This is a genomic window from Rhodococcus triatomae (genome assembly GCF_014217785.1).
In the GTDB taxonomy this organism is placed as follows: domain Bacteria; phylum Actinomycetota; class Actinomycetes; order Mycobacteriales; family Mycobacteriaceae; genus Rhodococcus_F; species Rhodococcus_F triatomae.
This window is the reverse complement of sequence record NZ_CP048814.1, coordinates 1,817,265-1,837,050: the sequence shown is the minus strand read 5'-3', so window position 1 is coordinate 1,837,050 and position 19,786 is coordinate 1,817,265. Positions and strand designations below refer to the sequence as shown.

Here is a 19,786-nt window from a genome sequence, read left to right as displayed (position 1 = left end):
TCAACTGGCCAGTTCGACCGGGGGCAGGTCCGCGTCCGCGTCCCACAGCGTCATGCGCACCTGCAGTTCCAGTGCGCGGGTGAGATACACGGCGGGATGGTCCTCCGGCGCGCCGACGGCGGCGAGTGCGAGCCCCTCGGCGCAGGAGAGCAGCAGTGCCGCACGTGCTTCGGCATCGGGCACACCGGATTCGATCAACACCGACGAGAGCAGGGTTCGCACGGCGAACCGCGCCTGACGGCGGATCGTCGCCAGGCTCGGCGTGGTGGCGGCGCGCACCGAGAACGCGGCCAGCACGTGTGCCTCGCGGGCGCGATCCTCGTCCAGGGGGAGTAGCTGCCCCAGCATCGCGACGAGGGCCTGCTCGGCGTCGGCCTCGTGGACGGTCGCGATACGCCGATGGATCCGGTCGACGACCGCACGCAGCGCGTACGCGAACATGGACTCCTTCGTCGCGAAGTGGTGCTGGACGGCACCGATCGAGACGCCCGCCTTCTTGGCCACCTCGCGTACGGACGTATTGTCCAGCCCGGCCGCCGCGGCGACGTCGAAGAGGGCCGCAGCCAGGAGCTCTGGGCTCGTGGAGGAGTACCGGCGTTCGCGCATGGACAAGACCTTACTGGTGTACGGAAATCCCGCACCCGCCGGTCGGGTCAGCGGCCGAGGGGCACGGTCACACCGTCCGGCCGAGGTACGCCAGCAGCTTCGTCTGGCGGTCGGCCGAGTCCGGAACCTCGACGGCGGGTCCGCAGATCCCTTCCATGCGAATGTTGTCGCCCAGCCCCTGCACCACGTTCTCGACCCAGACGACGTCGGCGTCGGGGATCGTCTCGTCGGTCCCGGTGGCGCGAGCCAGGTCCCAGCCGTGGACGACCAGGTCGAAGCAGTAGAAGGTGTCGATGGTGGACGCGAAATCCGTTCTGCCGAAATACCCGTCGAACTCGTGGCCGGCCACGTCGGGATCGTCCAGGGCGGCCTGCATGCCGTCGCGCAGTGTTCGCCACGCCGTCACCGGGTCGTTCTCGACCGACGGCCCTTCCGGGAGGGTGACGCCGATCCGCTCAGCCATTTCTCGCTGGGTGTCGATCACGTGGGCGACGACCTCACGGGCCGACCAGCCCGCACAGGGGGACGGTGCGTCCCAGCGCCCGTCGGGTACGGCCTCGACGCGGGCGGTGAACGTCGCGGCCAGATCGCGGTAGTGGTCCTGGGGGCTCACGGAAGTGGAAGTCATGGGCTCAGTGTTCCCGAGCGCACCGGGCCGGTATTGAAGAAATCCGACACCGTCAGGCAACCCGTTCCGAAGTCGAGGAGGGTGCCACCACCGATCCCTCTCCGTGCCAGTGCGGGGCCGCACTCGCGAGCAGGCTCACCGGCGTCAGCGACGTGATGCGGCGGCAATCGCGCGTCAGGTGCGCCTGGTCGCTGTAGCCGGCGAGGAAAGCCACCTCGGCGAGTCCGGATCCCCGCGCCTGCCGTGCAAGGGCCATGAAGCGTTGCAGTCGCAGGATGCTCCGCAGCGTCGCCGGGCTGTACCCGAACACGTCGTTGCAGCGTCTCTGTAGCCGACGCTCGGTCATCGACGTGTGTTCGGCGAGGTCGCGGACCGGCCAGTTCCACTCTGCGAGCGCCCCGCACACGTGCCGAGCGAACGGGTCCGGCTCCGGTCGATGCCTTCTCCACTCCCGCACGGCGTCCTCGAAGATCGCTGTTCGTGCCCGCGGGCCCGGGGCGTTGTCGAGTCGATCGGTGAGCCGCCGATCCCACGGCGACCCGAGGAGTTCGTCCAGGCCCACGCGTACGTCGCGGTACTCGGAGGTGGGTGTCCGGAACAGGTGCGCCGCCTCGCCGGGGCGGAGGCGCACTCCCGTGGATTCGACGCCGTCGGGAAGAACGAAGGCCCAGGCCGCGGTTTCCGGTCCGCAGACCCGTAGACCGACACCGCGAATCCACAGGACGTCGACGCAGGCATCGGGCACGAGCAGATGCTCCCCGCCCTCGGACCGCGCGGTCCAGCCACACACCACCGTGTCGGACAGATCCGGCGCCGGCGTCGACGGCACGTACCAGCTCATGGATCGAGCGTAGAACGGCCCGCCGACATCGGCGAAGTGTCTGCGCGGCAGCCGTCCGATGCGGTGAACTGGAAGTAGCCGCAGGTTCCCTGCCCGCATCGGACACAGGGGAATGGCCATGTACCGAACGTGGACGGCGGCGGTGGCCGCCTCGATCCTGCTCCTGGTCGCGGGCTGCTCGCCCGGGTCCGAGGACGCCGGGTACGACGCCTTCGACGACGACACGCCTCCGCCGACGACGACATCGGAACCCACCCCGCCGGGCGAACCGGTTCTCACGCTCGGACCCACGACGCTGGGCGAAGTCGTCGTCGACGCCGGTGGCCTGACGGTGTACGTCTACGACGCCGACGAGGTCGGCTCGGCGACGAGCACCTGCACCGGCCCCTGCCTGGAGTCGTGGGAACCGGTCACCTCGAGCACGACGGAACCCCTCGTCGAGGGACTGGAGGACACGGTCGTGGTCGAGACCATCCCGTCCGGCGACGCTCACCAGATCGTGGTGAACGGGCGCCCCGTCTACCGCAGCACGGGGGATCGGGAACCCGGCGACGCGTTCGGCCAGGCCGTCGGCGACACGTGGTGGGCGCTGGACCGGTCCGGCCTCGCCGTCACGGGTGAGCCGGACGAGTGAGGAACTGCCACGTGTAGACCGTCGTGCCCGCCGCCAGCAGGGCGGCGATCCAGAGCGAACCGAGTCCCGCCGCCCGGTACGTGAGTGCCCCGGCGACCGCCCCGATCGCGAGCCCCGCCCACAGGGCGAAATATCGGAGCCAGGTCCATCGCGGCCCGCCGACCAGTGCTCCCGCGATGCGTTGGCCCATCTTCACCAGTGCGCCGGTCATGTACGTCAGGCCGATGGTGACCTCGCCGTCACGCTGGAACACCGCGTTCTCGATCCCCATCGCGAGGATCATCGCGCCCACCGCGATCACCGTCAGATCCACGCTGCCGGCGACGGCACCGAGAACGAGGAAGCCGGTCACCGTCGCGAGTACCGCAGTCTTGCGGGTCCGGCGGTCCGGGCCGGCGAAGTGCCCGACGAGCGCACCCAGGACGACACCGACGACGAAGGTGCCGATGATGGCCCCCGCGGTAGCGACACTCGACCACACGCCCTCGGCGACGCTGACGCTGAATCGGGTCAGGTTGCCGCTCATGAACGAGACGAAGAATCCGCCCACGGTGATGAAACCGATCGCGTCGACGAAGCCCGCGAGTGTGGACAACACCACCGCGAGCACGACAGTCCGTCGGGACCGGTCCATCACGTGTCGACTCCTCCGCTCGGTGCTCGTCTCCGGAATCGACCCACTCTGGCACACGCCGCCCCTGCGTGCGGGTGCCCTCCGGTCACGAGGTCGAGGCGTCGGCTCGGCTCCCGTGCGTGCTCAGGTGGGGACTTAGTTGAACAGTCACGTATTCACGGTGCGAAAAGCCTGTGACCGGCGAAATCCTCAGTGCGGCGAGTCCTCGGCCCAATCGGGCACTTCGGCGACCAGGTCTTCGGGAGCGGACAGCCGCCAGGCCTCGAAGATCAGCTCGGACAGTTCGTCCTCCTCGATGCCGTTCAGGTGAACGACCACCCAGCCGAAGCCGCCCGCCGTGAACTGTTCCTCGAAGACGTCCGGGCGTTCGGACACCAGGGCCTGTTGCTCCGACAGCGTCTGCTTGAGCCCCACGGTCTCCGTGCGCGGCCAGTGGTAGCCGAACTTCCTGCCTCGCACGCTGAACGCGGTATATCTCTCGTTCTTCGTGCGCACCACGTCGACGAGCGCGTCGACGATGCGAAAGAACCCACCCTCCGACACCGGCACCGGACCCTCCCTCGATCGAGTGTCACGAGCATAGGGATCCGCTCCGACAGCGGGCGGATGCCGGGACGAACGACAGCAGGCCAGGACATCGAACTCGTCCTGACCTGCTGTCTCGGCGGAGGATAGGGGATTTGAACCCCTGAGGGCGTTAACCCAACCCGCGTTCCAGGCGAGCGCCATAGGCCACTAGGCGAATCCTCCGTGGGGGAGCATACCGAAAGACTCGCCGGTACTGGTAAACGGGCAGGTGATCGGGGGTGCTCAGGCCGTCCAGCCGAGCTCTCCGAGCGCGTGCTCGGCGAGGGGGACGGCCCGGTCACACGAGGTGTCCGGGTTGCCGGTGGCGTCGAGCCCGAACTTCGTCTCGACCGAGAGCACCCCGGAGTCGGTCTCGAACTCGACGATGCACTGGTACTTGCTCTCGGCGAGAACGCGCCCGGTCAGGCCGGCGACGTCCACCGTCCGGAGTTCGCGGGCGGTCTGCGGTGCCGACGTGAGAGTGATCGCGACGGTGTTGAGCTGTTCGGCCGAACCCCACGAACAGGTGACGCGTCCACTCGAGTCGGCTTCCGTGCCCTCGTCGACCCCGACGGTGAGCAACGGGGCCAAGGTGGCGTCGTCGGCCAGGTCACAGGCCCGGGCCGTGTCCCACTTCACCGGATCGGTGGTGGCACCGGTGTCGCTGCCGGAGCAGCCCGCGAGCGCTGCCGCCGTGGCCAGCAACGCAGCCGCGGATACGGTCCTGCTCGATCTCATCCCCATCCCCTCGTCCGGGCGCCGGTTGTCGAGGGGGGACGTTAACACCGTCACATCTCCCGGGCACCCGAGCCCGGCGGGCACCGGGGCGGATCACCGGTAGTGGCGGGGTGCGTCTACACTCTGTGGTGGATCCCGCGCGGCGCGCATCCTGTGAACTCCCCCAGGGCCGGAAGGCAGCAAGGGTCAACGGGCTCTGCCGGGTGCGCGGGGTCCCCTTCACTTTCGCTACCCGACCATTGTCGGTGAAAGGCCGCTCCGGATGCCTAGCCAAACCCAGATCGGGTTGATGAGCCACGAGGAACTCCAGACCGAGCATCAGCGTCAAGCTGCCAACTACGAGCAGCTGAAAACCGAGAAGCTCACCCTCGACCTCACGCGCGGCAAGCCCTCCCCGGAGCAGCTGGACCTCTCCAACGCTCTGCTCACGCTTCCCGGGGCCGACGACTGGTCGGACGGCTCCGGCACGGACTGCCGCAACTACGGCGGCCTCACCGGTCTGCCCGAGCTGCGCGCGATCTTCGGCGACCTGCTCGGCATCCCGGCGTCGAACCTGCTGGCCGCGGGCAATGCGAGCCTCGAGATCATGCACGACCTGGTCGTCTACTCCCTGCTGCACGGCACCGTCGACTCGCCACGCCCATGGGCGCAGGAGCCGCTCGTGCGCTTCCTCTGCCCGGTGCCCGGGTACGACCGGCACTTCGCGATCACCGAGTCGTTCGGCATCGAGATGATCCCGGTCGCGATGCATCCCGACGGTCCCGACATGGCCGAGGTGACCCGGCTCGTCGCGCAGGATCCGCAGATCAAGGGGCTGTGGGCGGTACCGAACTACTCGAACCCGACCGGCGCGGTGTACTCCGAGGACGTGGTGCGGCAGCTGGCGTCCATGCCGACGGCTGCGCCGGACTTCCGGCTGTTCTGGGACAACGCCTATGCGGTGCATCCGCTGGTCGGTGAGACGGCGCCGTCCTACGACGTCCTCGGTATGGCCGCCGAGGCCGGCCACCCCCACCGTCCGTTCGTGTTCGCCTCGACGTCGAAGATCACGTTCGCCGGTGCGGGAGTGTCGTTCTTCGGTAGCTCGACCGCGAATCTTCAGTGGTACCAGGGTCATTTCGGTAAGAAGAGCATCGGTCCGGACAAGCTCAACCAGTTGCGGCACCTGCGGTTCTTCGGCGACGCGGACGGGGTCCGCGCGCACATGGAGAAGCATCGTGAGCTGCTGGCGCCGAAGTTCGCGTTGGTGCTGCGCATCCTCGAGGAGCGACTCGGCTCGTCGAAGGTGGCCTCGTGGACCGAGCCCAAGGGCGGCTACTTCATCAGCCTCGACGTCCTCGAGGGGACGGCGCGGCGCGTCATCGCGTTGGCGAAGGACGCCGGAATCGCGCTCACCGCAGCGGGTTCTGCCTTCCCCCATCGTATCGATCCGGAGGACAGGAACATCCGGATCGCACCGAGCTACCCGTCGTCGGACGAGCTGGAGAAGGCCATGAACGGCCTCGCCACCTGCGTCCTGCTGGCGGCCACGGAGCACCAGCTCGCGAAGTAGCGGCCGCCGGCGCGCCGCCGTTCCCGGGCCCGGACCAACCGGTCCGAACCCGGGCGGACGTCAGGTGAGCGCGTCGACGACGCGATCGATGACGAGGTTGGCGCTGTAGTAGTCCAACCGGAAGCTGTCGTATCCGAGCGGGTAGACCTGTCCCTGCTCGACCGACGGCGTGGCGGCCAGCGTCGGGTCGGCGAGAAGCCGATCCGCGTCCGGCTGCTGGGCGTTGATGATGAAGGTGCTGTTCCCGGGCAGGGCCTGGGTGAGCAGTTCCTGGGACACACCGACGACGTCGTCACGCGTCGCGGTGTCACCGGCATCGATGTCGGTGATCGACGCCGGCAGCTCGGCGATCTCGAGTCCCAGGCTTTCCAGGAGCGCGCCCTGCGATGACTCGCTGGTGAAGATCCGCGAATCCTCCGGCGAGTTGTACGTCAGAACGTTCACCGGGTTCGACTGAGCGAGAACATCATCGGTGAGCGACTCCCGTGCCTCGTCGACCCGGCCGTCGAACTCGGCGATCAGTTCCCGAGCCTTGTCCTCGGCGCCGACGGCTTCGGCGATCTTCTCGGTGAGGTCCTGCCAGGACAGGTTGTCGTACCGCAGCACCACGACGGGTGCGATCTTCGCCAGGGTGTCGTACTGGGCTGCGGCCGCGTCGGCTCCGGTCGCGGAAACGAAGATCAGGTCCGGGTTCGCGGCGGTGATCCGTTCGATGTTCGGCTCACCCTGGTAGAGGACCTCGACGTCGCGTTCCTTCGCGACATCGGCCCACTGGAGGAACAGGCCGTCGTCGTCGGTGATGGTCGACGGCGGCTGCGTGCCGGTGCCGATCACCGGCGCATCGAGCGACAGCAGCGAGCCGGTGAGCGTGACGCTGGTCGAGACGATGCGCTCGGGCTGGGCGTCGATGGTGACGGTCCCGCGGTCGTCGGTGATGGTGCGGGGCCAGCTGCCCTCGGAGGATGCGGTGGGGTTGGAGGACTCGTCCGCGTCGGTGTCGGAGGAGCATGATGCGACACCGACGGCGACGACGAGACCGAGCACGGCGGCTGCGGTTCGACGGAACAACACTGTGGGATCCTTCTTTCTCGAAGTGAAACAACGTCGTTAGGTTAGCGTCAGCTAAACAGGAGGTGGTGGCGGTGCTCCGCAGAGTTCCGGGACCCGTCCGGCGAGTTCTCGGCTCGCCGACGATCGAGAGTCTGTCGCCGGAGTCGGTGCCGGAGTTCTGGAACCGGCTGGCCGCGGTCGGATCACCGCTGGTGGAGCGGCTTCCCGGCCAGTCGGACGAGGCGGTCACCGCGACGTTCTGCTGGCGCGACCCGGACGGCGACGAGTCCACGTCGCCGACGACCCGCGTGTATCTGGATGCGAACGGAATCACCGACAGGGCACAGCTCGATCGGGCATTGCTGACCCGATTGCCGGGGACCGACCTGTGGCATCTGTCCCTCGAGGTGCCGTCGCGGTGGCGCGGGGGATACCGCTTCCTGCCGCGCCGGGAGGAACTGCGGGAGCCGGAGTCCGGTAGCGCAGGGTGGCAATGGTGGCGATCGGTCGTCGAGGGCGCCCGACTGGACGAGTTCAATGCGCTTCCGCCGTTCGCCGCCACCCCGGCGCCGTGTTCGGTGGCGGTCATGCCGGACGCGCCGGAACATCAGTGGTGGGTCGAATCGCCGGGCCGCGGCTCGTGGTCCGAGTCGGTTCGCTCGCTCGCCGGCCGGGAGCGGACGATCGCGATCTACGAACCGCCCGGACCGGCGGCGCGGGACCGTCCGCTCGCGGTGCTGCTCGACGGACGGAACTGGACCGAGCAGGCGCCCCTCGCGGGCGCGCTGGACCGCCTCGACCCGACTCCGCTGGTCGTCACGGTCGACGGCCTCGACCCGCAGACCCGGACCACCGAACTCGGGTGCAGCCCGGACTTCCTCGCCGCACTCACCGAGGAGCTCGTGCCGTGGCTGCGACGCGAGCACGCCGTCACCGCCGATCCTCGGCGCACCGCGATCGGCGGGTGCAGTCTGGGAGGCCTGACCGCCACCTATGCCGCACTGGAAGCGCCGGAAACGTTCGGATGTGCGGTGAGCCTGTCGGGATCGTTCTGGTGGCCCGGTGACGGCGAGGGTGTGCCGCTGCAAAAGAGGGTGAATCCGGGAACGTCGCGGATGTGGCTCGAGGTGGGCGAGTTGGAGTGGATGCTGGTCGAGCGGAACCGCGAGATGGCGTCGCTGCTGCGCGAGGCCGGACATACCGTCGCGTACGGCGAGTACTGCGGCAGCCACGAACTGCTGCACTGGCGGGACCGGATGGTCGCCGGCCTCGACTGGGCGTTCCGGAGCTGACCGCCGCGGGCACTGCCCGATTCCCTGCTGGTTGCCGCCCCGCGCTCCCGGCACCATGTCGCATCGGATCGTTCAGATCGAACCGATGTCACATGGTGCCGGGGAGGGCGGCTGCATAAGGGAAGGGGCCGAGGAGGGGTGCCGGACGGCGGCGGCCGTGCCATGCTGAGTGCATGGCACCCGCGCTGCACCTCACCGGAGACCCCGAGGCGGACGACCTGCTCTCCACGGACCCGCTGGCACTGCTCACGGGGATGTTGCTGGATCAGCAGGTGCCGATGGAGTCCGCATTCGCGGGCCCGCTCAAGATCGCGCAGCGCATGGGCGGCTTCGATGCCGAGCGGATCGCGGACGCCGACCCGGAGGAGTTCGCGGCGTTGTGCGCCCAGCCGCCTGCGGTGCACCGTTTTCCCGGCTCGATGGCCGGCCGCATCCAGGCGATGTGCCGCGCCGTCGTCGACGACTACGACGGCGACGCCGCGAACCTGTGGACGGAGGGCGACCCGGACGGCAAGGAAGTGCTGAAGCGGCTGAAGGCGTTACCCGGATACGGAGACCAGAAGGCCCGCATCTTCCTGGCGCTCCTCGGCAAGCAGCGCGGGGTCGAGCCGAAGGGCTGGCGCGAGGCCGCCGGTGACTACGGCCAGGAGGGGTCGCGGAGGTCCATCGCCGACGTGGTGGACGAGAAGAGTCTGCTGGAGGTCCGCGAGTTCAAGAAGGCCGCGAAAGCCAAGGCCAAAGCCGCGAAGTGAGTGCATCCACCGTCCGTCCCGTCGTGTCGGGCGACGCCGGTAGTCTCTGACCGTGGCCCTGTACCGGAAGTACCGTCCCGCTACCTTCGCCGAGGTGGTGGGACAGGAACATGTCACCGAGCCGCTGAGTACCGCACTCGATGCCGGCCGGATCAACCACGCGTATCTGTTCTCCGGTCCGCGCGGATGCGGCAAGACCTCCTCGGCCCGCATCCTGGCCCGCTCCCTCAACTGCGAGCAGGGCCCCACGTCCACGCCGTGCGGGGTGTGTCGCTCGTGCATCGCGCTGGGCCCGGGCGGGCCGGGAAATCTCGACGTCACCGAGCTCGACGCCGCCAGCCACGGCGGTGTGGACGACACCCGGGAACTCCGTGACCGCGCCTTCTACGCACCCGCCGAATCCCGGTACCGGGTGTTCATCGTGGACGAGGCCCACATGGTCACCACGGCCGGGTTCAACGCGCTGCTCAAGATCGTCGAGGAGCCGCCGGAACATCTCATCTTCATCTTCGCCACCACCGAGCCGGAGAAGGTGTTGCCCACCATCCGGTCGCGGACGCACCACTACCCGTTCCGCCTGCTGCCTCCGCCCACGATGCGCGGGCTCCTCGGGCGGATCTGCTCGGACGAGGGCGTCGCCGTCGAGGAGTCGGTGTATCCACTGGTCATTCGCGCGGGCGGCGGCTCGCCGCGTGACTCGCTGAGCGTGCTCGATCAGTTGCTCGCCGGCGCCGGTCCGGAGGGCGTCACCTACGGGCGCGCGTTGTCGCTGCTCGGTGTCACCGACGTCGCGCTCATCGACGACGCCGTGGCGGCACTCGCCACCGGGGACGGCGCCGCGCTGTTCGGCACGGTGGCCCGGGTGGTCGATGCCGGGCACGATCCCCGTCGGTTCTCCGTGGATCTGCTCGAGCGACTGCGTGATCTCATCCTGTTGCAGGCGGTCCCGGATGCGGCGGACCGGGGCATGGTCGACGCGCCCGAGGACGTGCTCGAACGAATGCGCGGCCAGGTCCAGCGGATCGGGCCGGCCACCCTGGCCCGATACGCGGAGGTGCTGCACGAGGGCCTCGGCGAGATGCGCGGCACCACGGCGCCTCGGCTGCTGCTCGAGGTGATGTGTGCCCGCATGCTGCTGCCGTCCGTCTCCGACGCCGAGACGGCAGTTCTGCAACGGCTCGAGCGGGTCGAGCGGGGAGTGCCCGCAGCGTCCGGTGGCGCGGCGACCGGCGCGGCACCGGCCGAGCCGGAGACGCCGACCCGGTTCCAGCGCCCGTCCCAGCGACGGACCGAGCCGGAAGCGCAGCCGGATGTTCCACCGGCACCCGAGCCCACGCCGACACCCGCACCGGAGCCTGTACCAGCTTCCGGGGTGACGCCGATACCCGAGCCGGCCCCTACCCCCGAGGCGAGCCCTGCCCCCGAGCCGAGCCCCACGCCGGTTTTCGAGCCGGTGCCACAGGCGGCGGCGCCCGAGTCACCGTCGGTCACCGCGCCTCCGGTGAGCACCGCGCCTCCGGTGAGCACCGAACCCCCGCTGCCTCCCGAACCCTCGCTGCCTCCCGAGCCCCCGGCGACTCCGCCGGCCGCCGAGGTACGGGAAGCCCCGTCGGTGCCGGTATCCGCACCTCCGGAACCCGCTCCTGCGGCAGTGGGCGAATCCCCGCAACCGGATCCCGAGCCGGACGCCCAGCAGAGCGAGCCGGAGACTCCGCAGAGCGAACCGGACGCCCCGCGAGCGGCACCCGCGGGCCCGTCCGCGGAGCAGTTGCGCGAGAACTGGAACCGCCTGCGCGAGAAGGTCGGCGAGCGCAACAAGGTGCTCCCGGCGATGCTCTCCGCGGCCACGGTGCACGACGTCCAGGGGACGCGGCTGATCCTCGCGCATCCGGTGCCGAACCTGGGCGCCCGGATCACCCAACCGCACAACGCCCGCGTGCTCGCCGAGGTGTTGGCCGAGATGTTCGGTGAAAGCTGGGAGATCGACTACCTCCCGGGTGCACCCGCCGCGGCACCGTCGTCGCCGCAGTCCGCTCGGCAGGCTCCGCCGCCGAAGGGGGCACCTCGCTTCTCCCGCCCGAGTCAGGAGAAGGGTGCCCGCCCGGCTACCGCTCCTGCGGCGCCCCCGCCTCCGATCACCGAGGACGTCCGGCGTCCGGCTCCGGACCGGCGTCAGGAACCGGTCGACGACATTCCTCCGCCCGAAGCTCCGGATCTCCCGGACGACCCGGGTCCGCCGCCGCCCGACTACGATGCCGTGCCGTCGCCGTCGACACCCGAGGACGAGGAGGAGATGCTCGCGGCCGCGGCCGAGCCGGTGGACCCGGCCTCGCGACGTGACCCGGAGGACGTGGCCCTCGAACTCCTCCAGGACGTGCTCGGCGCCAAACGCCTCGACGGCTGATGCCGTCGGGGCGCAGCCCGCGTTCTGCTGACCTGCGACGATCGCCTCGGTCACAAGACCGGATCGCTTCGGTCCTTCCCTCGATTTTGTAACGCGTTCTAAAGTGGTCGAGCTGGGGTCTACCCCCGGCCACACACGCCGCGTCACCGCGTCGACAACCGAGCCCGCGACGAAGCAGGTTCGCGAGGAACCAGGAAGGAACACTTCACAGTGACCACAGAGGCATTCATTTATGAAGCCATCCGCACCCCGCGTGGCCGCGGGAAGAAGACCGGCTCGCTGCACTCGGTCAAGCCGATCTCGCTGGTCACCGGTCTGATCGACGAGCTGCGTACCCGCTTTCCGGATCTGGACGAGGATCGCATCTCCGATGTCGTCCTCGGCGTCGTCACCCCCGTCGGCGACCAGGGCATGGACATCGCCCGCACCGCCGTCACCGTCGCGGGCCTGCCGGACACCGTCGGTGGTGTGCAGCTCAACCGCTTCTGCGCCTCCGGCCTCGAGGCCGTGAACACCGCCGCACAGAAGGTGCGTTCGGGCTGGGACGAGCTCGTCATCGCCGGTGGCGTCGAGTCGATGTCCCGCGCGCCGATGGGCAGTGACGGCGGCGCCTGGGCGCTGGACCCGGCCACCAACTACGACAGCTACTTCGTGCCGCAGGGCGTGAGCGCCGACCTCATCGCCACGATCGAGGGCTTCAGCCGTGACGACGTCGACTCGTACGCGGTCCGCTCGCAGGACCTCGCCGCCAAGGCGTGGGCCGGGGGCTACTTCACCAAGTCCGTCGTCCCGGTCAAGGACATCAACGGCATCACCGTCCTCGACAACGACGAGCACATGCGCCCGGGCACCACCACCGGCGCGCTGGCAGGCCTGCAGCCGTCGTTCGCCGTCATCGGCGAGATGGGCGGCTTCGACGCCGTCGCGCTGCAGAAGTACCACGCGGTCGAGAAGATCGACCACGTCCACCACGGTGGCAACAGCTCCGGCATCGTCGACGGCGCGGCTCTGGTCCTCGTCGGCTCCGAGCAGGCCGGCAAGGACATGGGCCTCACCCCGCGTGCCCGCATCGTCGCGACCGCCACCTCCGGTGCCGATTCGACGATCATGCTGACCGGCCCCACCCCGGCAGCCCACAAGGCGCTTGCCGCCGCCGGCCTCACCGTCGACGACATCGACCTGTTCGAGATCAACGAGGCGTTCGCCTCCGTCGTCCTCAAGTTCCAGAAGGATCTGAAGATCCCGGACGAGAAGCTCAACGTCAACGGCGGCGCCATCGCCATGGGCCACCCGCTCGGCGCCACCGGCGCCATGATCACCGGCACCATGGTCGACGAGCTCGAGCGTCGCGGAGCCCGCTACGCCCTCGTCACCCTGTGCATCGGCGGCGGAATGGGTGTCGCCACCATCATCGAGCGCGTCTGACGCTCATCCGATCAGGACTATCAGGAGACTTGAACAAGTGAGCGATCAGAACATCATCAACTGGGAACAGGACGCCGACGGCATCGTCGTTCTCACCATGGACGACCCGAATCAGGGCGCCAACACCATGAACGAGGCGTACACGTCGTCGATGAAGGCGACCGTGGATCGGCTCGAGGCGGAGAAGGACTCCATCACCGGTGTCGTTCTCACCTCCGCGAAGAAGACGTTCTTCGCCGGTGGCGACCTCAAACTCATGATCAAGGCAGGCCCGGAGGACGCGGAGCGGCTCTACACCCACACCCTCGACATCAAGGCGGACCTGCGCCGCCTCGAGACCCTCGGCAAGCCGGTCGTCGCCGCGATCAACGGCGCCGCGCTCGGCGGTGGCCTCGAGATCGCCCTCGCCACCCACCACCGCATCGCCGCGGACGTGTCCGGTAGCAAGATCGGTCTGCCCGAGGTCACCCTCGGCCTGCTGCCCGGTGGCGGCGGCGTCGTGCGCACCGTGCGGATGCTCGGACTGCAGAACGCCCTGATGCAGGTACTGCTGCAGGGTCAGCAGCGACGCCCGGCACAGGCCAAGGAGGTCGGCCTCGTCGACGAGCTGGTCGGCACGGTCGAGGAACTGGTGCCCGCCGCCAAGGCATGGATCAAGGCCAACCCCGAGGGCGGCGTGCAGCCGTGGGACGTCAAGGGCTACAAGATCCCCGGTGGCACCCCGTCCACCCCGGCCTTCGCCGCCAACCTCCCGGCGTTCCCGGCGAACCTGCGTAAGCAGCTCAAGGGTGCACCGATGCCCGCGCCGCGCGCGATCATGTCGGCTGCCGTCGAGGGCTCTCAGGTCGACTTCGACAACGCCCAGGTCATCGAGTCGCGGTACTTCACGTCGCTCGTGACCGGTCAGGTCGCGAAGAACATGATCCAGGCGTTCTTCTTCGACCTGCAGTCGATCAACTCCGGCGCCTCGCGTCCCGAGGGCATCGCGAAGACCCCGATCACCAAGGTCGGCGTCCTCGGCGCGGGCATGATGGGCGCCGGCATCGCCTACGTGTCCGCCAAGGCCGGGCTGGAGGTCGTCCTCAAGGACGTCACGATCGAGGCGGCGGAGAAGGGCAAGGCGTACTCGGAGGGCATCGAGAAGAAGGCTCTCTCCCGGGGCAAGACCACCGAGGAGAAGTCGAAGGCGCTGCTCGACCGGATCACGCCCACGGCCGATCCCGCCGACTTCGCCGGTGTCGACTTCGTCGTCGAGGCCGTCTTCGAGTCGCAGGAACTCAAGCACAAGGTGTTCCAGGAGATCGAGGACATCGTCGAGCCGAACGCACTGCTCGGTTCCAACACCTCGACCCTCCCGATCACGGGTCTGGCGACCGGTGTGAAGCGCCCCGAGGACTTCATCGGTATCCACTTCTTCTCGCCCGTCGACAAGATGCCGCTGGTCGAGATCATCCGTGGTGAGAAGACGTCCGACGAGGCCCTGGCCCGGGTGTTCGACTACGTGCAGGCCATCAAGAAGACGCCGATCGTCGTCAACGACTCGCGTGGATTCTTCACCTCGCGCGTCATCGGCACGTTCATCAACGAGGCCATCGGCATGCTCGCCGAGGGCATCGAGCCGGCGACCATCGAGCAGGCCGGTCTGCAGGCCGGTTACCCGGCGGCACCGTTGCAGCTGTCGGACGAGCTGAACCTGACCCTCATGCAGAAGATCCGCAAGGAATCCACGGACGCGCTGCTCGCCGAGGGCAAGGAACTGCCTGCCGACCCGGCAGGCGACGTCATCAACACCCTCGTGGAGAAGTTCGACCGCAAGGGCAAGCTCGGCGGTGCCGGCTTCTACGACTACGCCGACGGCAAGCGCACCGGCCTGTGGTCGGGCCTGCGTGAGGAGTTCGGCTCGAAGGAGCTCGAGGTTCCGTTCGAGGATCTCGTGGAGCGCATGCTGTTCATCGAGGCGATCGAGACGCAGAAGTGCTTCGACGAGGATGTGCTGCTGACGACCGCGGACGCCAACATCGGCTCCATCTTCGGTATCGGCTTCCCGGCCTGGACCGGTGGCGTGCACCAGTACATCGTCGGCTACGAGGGCCCGGCCGGTAAGGGCAAGGCCGGCTTCGTCACGCGTGCGGAGGAGTTGGCGGCCAAGTACGGCGAGCGCTTCACTCCGCCCGCGTCGCTGAAGGACTAGTCGCTCTCGGCCGGTTCCCCGGCCGTGGGCGTGCGGCACGATGTCACACCGGTTCGTTCAGATCGAACCGCTGTGACATCGTGCCGTTCCTCGTTCGGCCCTTTCGTGTCCCGCCGTGCGGGACGAGCAGTGCTCCCGGCTGCACGTCGGCGCTAGCGTCTGGTGCGTCACACCCGTCCGCTCCGGGAGGCCCTCGTGTCCGATTCCGTGCTGTCCGACTCGGTGGAGCACTCGATGCTCGACCGACTCCTCGCCGTAGAGGCGATCAAAGCGCTCAAGTACCGCTATTTCCGTGCCTGTGACGCCAAGGATCCCGCGGTGTTCCGTGAGTGTTTCATCGACTCCGGTGCCTCGATCGACTACGGCGCGCTCGGTGCGTTCGACGACGCGGATGCGATCGCCGAAGTCTTCGAGCGCATCGCGCTCCACAAGGTGGACGGCCGTCACGCCATCCTCGACATGCATCACGGTATCCATCCGGTGATCGACGTCCTGTCGCCGACCGCCGCCACCGGATCGTGGACCCTCGCATTCCGCCAGGTGAATCTCGTCGAGCAGACCGAGAAGGTCCTCTCCGGCGAGTACGAGGACGAGTACGTCGTCGAGAACGGCGTGTGGAAGATGTCCCAGTGTCATTTCACGCGGACGTGGGAGATCACCCGTCCGCTCGGTGACGCGGTCGTGGAGCAATGAGAAACACGGACGGGGTCGCTCATGCGATGCAACAAGGCCGAGTCGGGGAACGAGGAATGCGGTCATGAGTGAGAATCCGGGCAGTCTTCAGGGCCGCGTCGTCGTCGTCACCGGCGGTGCGCGTGGCCTCGGTGCCGAGATTTCGCGCCGCATCGTGGCGAGCGGCGGACGGGTCGTCGTGGCGGACGTCCTGGACGAGGAGGGGAATGCCACGGCAGCGGATCTCGGCAGTTCCGCTCTGTTCGCTCACCTCGACGTCACCGATGCGGACGCCTGGCATCGCGTCGTGGATCTCGCCGTCGCCGAGTTCGGCAAGGTGGACGGGCTGGTCAACAACGCCGGTATCTCGACGGGGCAGTTCATCGAGAAGGAGTCGGTGGAGCACTTCCGCACCGTTCTCGACATCAACCTCACCGGAGTCTTCATCGGAATGCAGACGGTGATCGCGCCGATGCGTGCCGCGGGCGGCGGGTCCATCGTCAACATCTCCTCGGCAGCCGGCCTCATGGGCCTCGCGCTCACAGCCGGGTACGGCGCCTCGAAGTGGGGTGTCCGCGGTCTGACGAAGATCGGGGCGGTCGAGCTCGGCACCGACCGGATCCGGGTCAACTCGGTGCATCCGGGGATGACCTATACGCCGATGACGGCGGAGACGGGCATCCAGGTCGGCGAGGGCAACTATCCGAACACGCCGATGGGTCGGGTCGGTGAACCGGAGGAGATCGCCGGCGCAGTCGTGTACCTGCTCTCGGACGACGCTTCCTACGTGACCGGTGCGGAGATCGCCGTGGACGGTGGATGGACCACCGGGCCGACGGTGCGATACGTCATGGGCCAGTAGCAGCGGGCCCGTCATCTCCGTGGGTGAAGGTGGCCTTCGACCGATCAGACCGGTCGAAGGCCACCTTCACCCATGTGCGGGAGGGGGGGAGGGGGAGGAGCGAGGGGAGGGGAGGGGAGGGGCGTTCAGCCGTTCCACCACGGGCGCAGGGGCACGTGGGCCTCGCCCTTGGGGCCGAGCTTGACGGCGAGTACCTGGTGGAGCTGAACGACGTTGCGCTCGAAGCCCAGGCGGGACCCGGCCATGTAGAGGCCCCAGACGCGTGCCGTGCCCTCACCGACCTCGGCGACCGCATCGTCCCAGTTCCGGACGAGGTTCTCGCACCACCCCTTCAGGGTCAGCGCGTAGTGCTCGCGCAGGTTCTCCTCGTGCCGCACCTCGAGCCCGACGTTCTGGATCTCGGTGATGATGCGGCCGGATCCGGTGAGCTCCCCGTCGGGGAAGACGTAGCGATCGATGAATCCGCCCGCCCGCGCATTGGACCGGTTGTCCGGACGGGTGATGCAGTGATTGAGCAGACGTCCACCCTCGCGCAGCTTGTCCTTCAGCAGGCCGAAGTAGGCGGGGTAGTTGTGCACGCCGATGTGCTCGGTGAGGCCGATCGAGGAGATCGCGTCGAATCCGGTCTCCGGCACGTCGCGGTAGTCGGAGAACCGCACCTCGGCGAGGTCGCCGAGGCCTTCCTCGACGATCGCCTTCTGCGCCCACTCCGCCTGCTCGCGCGAGAGCGTCGCGCCGATGACCTTGACACCGCGTCGGGCCGCGTAGCGCACCATGCCGCCCCAGCCGCAGCCGATGTCGAGCAGCCGATCACCGGGCTGCAGCCCCAGCTTCTCGAACACCAGGCGGTACTTGTTCTCCTGTGCCTCTTCGAGAGTGGCGTCGACGTCCGGGTAGCACGCGCAGGTGTAGGTCATCGACGGTCCGAGGACGTACTCGTAGAACGTGTTGGACACGTCGTAGTGATGGTGGATGACCTCGGCGTCCCGCGAGCGCGAGTGCCGCAGTCCCTCCGCCACGCGGCGCCACCGGGGCAGGTGTTCCTGGGGCGGAGGAGCGATGGGCCGCAGCAGATCCCAGCCGAGGGAGCGCGTGATCGCGGCCAGTACCTTGGCCGAAGGGCGGCGCAGGTGGATGTCGTCGCCCATGATCTTGAGCAGCGCGTACGGGTCGCCCGGATGGACGCCACGGGCCTCCAGATCGCCGGAGACATAGGCGCGCGCCATGCCCAGGTCCCCGGGCGCGGTCGCGAGATAGGTCGTGCCCCGGGTGGAGTTGAGATGCAGCCCGTACGGGGCGTCCTCCGGTCCGGTGGCGCTGCCGTCGTAGGCGGTGAACCGGATCGGAAGCGTACCGTCCGAGAGGATCTCGAGAATCTGCGCGAGATTCAGCTTGTCGGTTCGTGCGTCCTTCATGGTGGTCATCGACGTTGCACCGCCTTCGAGAAGAGGTCCAGTAATCGGGATTTCGGGTCGTACTTCTGTCGTAGCTCGGTATAGCGGTCGCCGCCGTAGTACAGGCGCTCGAAGTCCTCGCGGGAGTAGTACGAGTCCGAGTACAGCGACTTGTGCCCGTCGAAGTCGTTCACCTTGTCCTCGATGAGCCGGTTGGCGGCACCTTCCGGGGTTTCGGGCGGGCTCGGCACCGAGGACCAGAACCCCACGTTCACGTAGGTGCGTTTCGGTTCCAGCGGATACAGGGGCCACGGCCGCTGGCTCGAGGCGCCGGCCGGCGCAGGCTCACGAAGTCGCAACGGGCACAGCCACAGCGGCTCGATCGGAATCTCGGTGAGGAACCAGTGCAGGAAGTCCGCCGTCCGCTCGATCGGGACCTCGACGTCCTGGACGACGCGCTCGCGTGGGGGGTTGCCCTTGCGGGCCTCGATCCGGTCGGCCACGTCGTACTTGTGATCGAGGGCGATGAGCTTCCAGTAGAAGCTGCTGCGCAGCAGCGGCTTCGGCCACAGCCTGCGCACCTTCGGGTTCTGTGCGCCGAACGCCCGGGAGCACCAGAACCAGTCGGTGTCCCACCGCCACAGGTAGTCCCGGGTGGTGAGCAGATCGGTCTTGGGGTGATTGACCGATTCGTGCTGGATGGAGCGGTAGTAGATCTGCGAACCGGTGTAGTCGCTCACCGGGCCGGACTCGTCGGTCTGCCGCCCCAGCGTCAGGTAGCTCTCGGTGGCGGTGAACACGACGCCGTCGAGGTAGTCGACCTGCTCGCCGCGGTACTCGCGGGCGGTGACGATCCGGTCCATTTCCGCTTGCAGGTCCTCGAGCGAGTCGAAGCGCAGATGTCGCAGGGCCACGTGCCTGCGCACCGGCTCGAGTTGGATGCGCAGGCGGGTGGAGTAGCCGAGGGTTCCGTACGAGTTCGGGAAGCCCCAGAAGAGATCCGCGTGCTCGCCCTCCGGTGTGGCGGTGAGGATCTCGCCGCTGCCGGTGAGCACGTCGATCTCGAGCACGGCCTCGTGGGGCAGCCCGTTGCGGAAGGAGGTGGATTCGATACCCAGTCCCGTCACTGCCCCACCCAGGGTGATGGTCTTCAGCTGAGGGACCACTGTGGGAGCGAGACCGAACGCGAGGGTGGCATCCACCAGGTCCTCGTAGCTGCACATGCCCTGCACGTCTGCGGTGCGGGCCCGGGTGTCGACCGAGATGACGCCGGTGAGCCCCGAGACGTCCAGTCCGGGAGCGTCGTTACCGGCGCGGGCGCGAAAGAGGTTGGACGTCTTCTTGGCCAGACGCACGGTGGCGTCGGCCGGGATCGCACGGTAGGAGGCGAGCAGACGCTCCACACCGCGGCGGTGGGCATCGGTGCCGACGAGTTTCGGTTCGACCTGGGTGCGGAACGGGCGACGGCCCTCCCGCATCGTCTTCAACAGTCCTGAGACAGCCACGACTCTGACGCTATCCCTCCCCGGAGAATCCGGCCACGG

Annotated in this window: 18 protein-coding genes, 1 tRNA gene and 1 other RNA gene; 10 read left to right on the top strand and 10 right to left on the bottom strand. The window is 68.4% G+C overall.

Translation table 11 applies throughout. The features are described from left to right. The 3 genes from G4H71_RS08635 to G4H71_RS08625 form a co-directional block, all read right to left on the bottom strand. Entirely contained in the window at nt 1–606 is a 606-nt protein-coding gene (locus tag G4H71_RS08635) for a TetR/AcrR family transcriptional regulator (RefSeq protein WP_072737375.1), read from the bottom strand. 67 nt (nt 607–673) lie between these two features. Next, nucleotides 674–1,234, bottom strand: a complete 561-nt coding sequence (locus G4H71_RS08630; protein ID WP_072737374.1) for a TIGR03086 family metal-binding protein — start codon at nt 1,232–1,234, stop codon at nt 674–676. A gap of 52 nt (nt 1,235–1,286) precedes the next feature. Continuing rightward, nucleotides 1,287–2,075, bottom strand: a complete 789-nt coding sequence (locus tag G4H71_RS08625) for an AraC family transcriptional regulator (protein ID WP_072737373.1) — start codon at nt 2,073–2,075, stop codon at nt 1,287–1,289. A 118-nt stretch (nt 2,076–2,193) separates the two neighbouring features. Between G4H71_RS08625 and G4H71_RS08620 the strand changes: the two genes are divergently transcribed. Then, complete coding sequence (locus G4H71_RS08620) at nt 2,194–2,709, top strand: COG4315 family predicted lipoprotein (RefSeq protein WP_072737554.1); 516 nt, start codon at nt 2,194–2,196, stop codon at nt 2,707–2,709. Here the strand turns inward: G4H71_RS08620 and G4H71_RS08615 are convergent. The 4 genes from G4H71_RS08615 to G4H71_RS08600 all read right to left on the bottom strand — a co-directional run bounded on the left by G4H71_RS08615 (nt 2,687) and on the right by G4H71_RS08600 (nt 4,648). Beyond that, nucleotides 2,687–3,343 (bottom strand): YoaK family protein, encoded by a 657-nt coding sequence (locus G4H71_RS08615; protein WP_072737372.1) that lies wholly within the window; start codon nt 3,341–3,343, stop codon nt 2,687–2,689. The two genes, G4H71_RS08620 and G4H71_RS08615, sit on opposite strands and share 23 nt — an antisense overlap. A 189-nt stretch (nt 3,344–3,532) precedes the next feature. Further along, on the bottom strand, nt 3,533–3,892 hold the full coding sequence (locus G4H71_RS08610; protein ID WP_072737371.1) for an MmcQ/YjbR family DNA-binding protein: 360 nt from the start codon (nt 3,890–3,892) through the stop codon (nt 3,533–3,535). Between the two features lie 116 nt (nt 3,893–4,008). Continuing rightward, a tRNA-Ser gene (locus G4H71_RS08605) sits at nt 4,009–4,093 on the bottom strand. Between the two features lie 60 nt (nt 4,094–4,153). After that, nucleotides 4,154–4,648 carry a DUF3558 family protein gene (locus tag G4H71_RS08600; protein ID WP_072737553.1) on the bottom strand — a complete coding sequence of 165 codons (495 nt, stop codon included), beginning with the start codon at nt 4,646–4,648 and terminating at the stop codon, nt 4,154–4,156. Between the two features lie 127 nt (nt 4,649–4,775). Between G4H71_RS08600 and ffs the strand changes: the two genes are divergently transcribed. Further along, nucleotides 4,776–4,870: signal recognition particle sRNA small type (gene ffs / locus G4H71_RS08595), an RNA gene on the top strand. Nucleotides 4,871–4,910: 40 nt separating this feature from the next. Next, nucleotides 4,911–6,200, top strand: coding sequence for an aspartate aminotransferase type Ic (locus G4H71_RS08590; protein ID WP_072737370.1), 1,290 nt, complete (start codon nt 4,911–4,913; stop codon nt 6,198–6,200). Nucleotides 6,201–6,260: 60 nt separating this feature from the next. On the opposite strand, the gene fepB is transcribed toward G4H71_RS08590, so the two are convergent. Next, the gene (gene fepB / locus G4H71_RS08585; protein ID WP_072737369.1) at nt 6,261–7,271 is read right to left on the bottom strand and encodes a Fe2+-enterobactin ABC transporter substrate-binding protein; all 1,011 of its coding nucleotides are present in this window, start codon (nt 7,269–7,271) and stop codon (nt 6,261–6,263) included. Between the two features lie 71 nt (nt 7,272–7,342). On the opposite strand from fepB, the gene fes reads away from it, so the two are divergent. The 7 genes from fes to G4H71_RS08550 all read left to right on the top strand — a co-directional run bounded on the left by fes (nt 7,343) and on the right by G4H71_RS08550 (nt 16,848). Next, the gene (gene fes, locus G4H71_RS08580) at nt 7,343–8,542 is read left to right on the top strand and encodes an enterochelin esterase (RefSeq protein WP_072737552.1); all 1,200 of its coding nucleotides are present in this window, start codon (nt 7,343–7,345) and stop codon (nt 8,540–8,542) included. A gap of 173 nt (nt 8,543–8,715) precedes the next feature. Further along, nucleotides 8,716–9,294 carry an HhH-GPD-type base excision DNA repair protein gene (locus G4H71_RS08575; RefSeq protein WP_072737368.1) on the top strand — a complete coding sequence of 193 codons (579 nt, stop codon included), beginning with the start codon at nt 8,716–8,718 and terminating at the stop codon, nt 9,292–9,294. Between the two features lie 52 nt (nt 9,295–9,346). Then, nucleotides 9,347–11,698, top strand: a complete 2,352-nt coding sequence (locus G4H71_RS08570; RefSeq protein ID WP_072737367.1) for a DNA polymerase III subunit gamma and tau — start codon at nt 9,347–9,349, stop codon at nt 11,696–11,698. A gap of 210 nt (nt 11,699–11,908) precedes the next feature. Beyond that, nucleotides 11,909–13,123: an acetyl-CoA C-acetyltransferase gene (locus G4H71_RS08565; protein ID WP_072737366.1), complete on the top strand. Its 1,215-nt coding sequence runs from the start codon at nt 11,909–11,911 to the stop codon at nt 13,121–13,123. 37 nt (nt 13,124–13,160) lie between these two features. Next, on the top strand, nt 13,161–15,314 hold the full coding sequence (locus G4H71_RS08560; RefSeq protein ID WP_072737365.1) for a 3-hydroxyacyl-CoA dehydrogenase NAD-binding domain-containing protein: 2,154 nt from the start codon (nt 13,161–13,163) through the stop codon (nt 15,312–15,314). Between the two features lie 234 nt (nt 15,315–15,548). Then, a complete protein-coding gene (locus G4H71_RS08555) occupies nt 15,549–16,007 on the top strand; it encodes a nuclear transport factor 2 family protein (RefSeq protein WP_072737551.1) in 459 nt (152 codons plus the stop codon). Nucleotides 16,008–16,071: 64 nt separating this feature from the next. Continuing rightward, the gene (locus G4H71_RS08550; protein WP_072737364.1) at nt 16,072–16,848 is read left to right on the top strand and encodes a glucose 1-dehydrogenase; all 777 of its coding nucleotides are present in this window, start codon (nt 16,072–16,074) and stop codon (nt 16,846–16,848) included. A gap of 125 nt (nt 16,849–16,973) precedes the next feature. Here the strand turns inward: G4H71_RS08550 and G4H71_RS08545 are convergent, their stop codons facing one another. Together G4H71_RS08545 and G4H71_RS08540 are read right to left on the bottom strand one after the other, a co-directional pair. Beyond that, nucleotides 16,974–18,272 carry a class I SAM-dependent methyltransferase gene (locus G4H71_RS08545; protein WP_072737363.1) on the bottom strand — a complete coding sequence of 433 codons (1,299 nt, stop codon included), beginning with the start codon at nt 18,270–18,272 and terminating at the stop codon, nt 16,974–16,976. Beyond that, nucleotides 18,269–19,720 carry an FAD-binding oxidoreductase gene (locus G4H71_RS08540; protein WP_072737362.1) on the bottom strand — a complete coding sequence of 484 codons (1,452 nt, stop codon included), beginning with the start codon at nt 19,718–19,720 and terminating at the stop codon, nt 18,269–18,271. The genes G4H71_RS08545 and G4H71_RS08540 overlap by 4 nt, the downstream gene beginning before the upstream one ends. Nucleotides 19,721–19,786 lie beyond the last annotated feature (66 nt).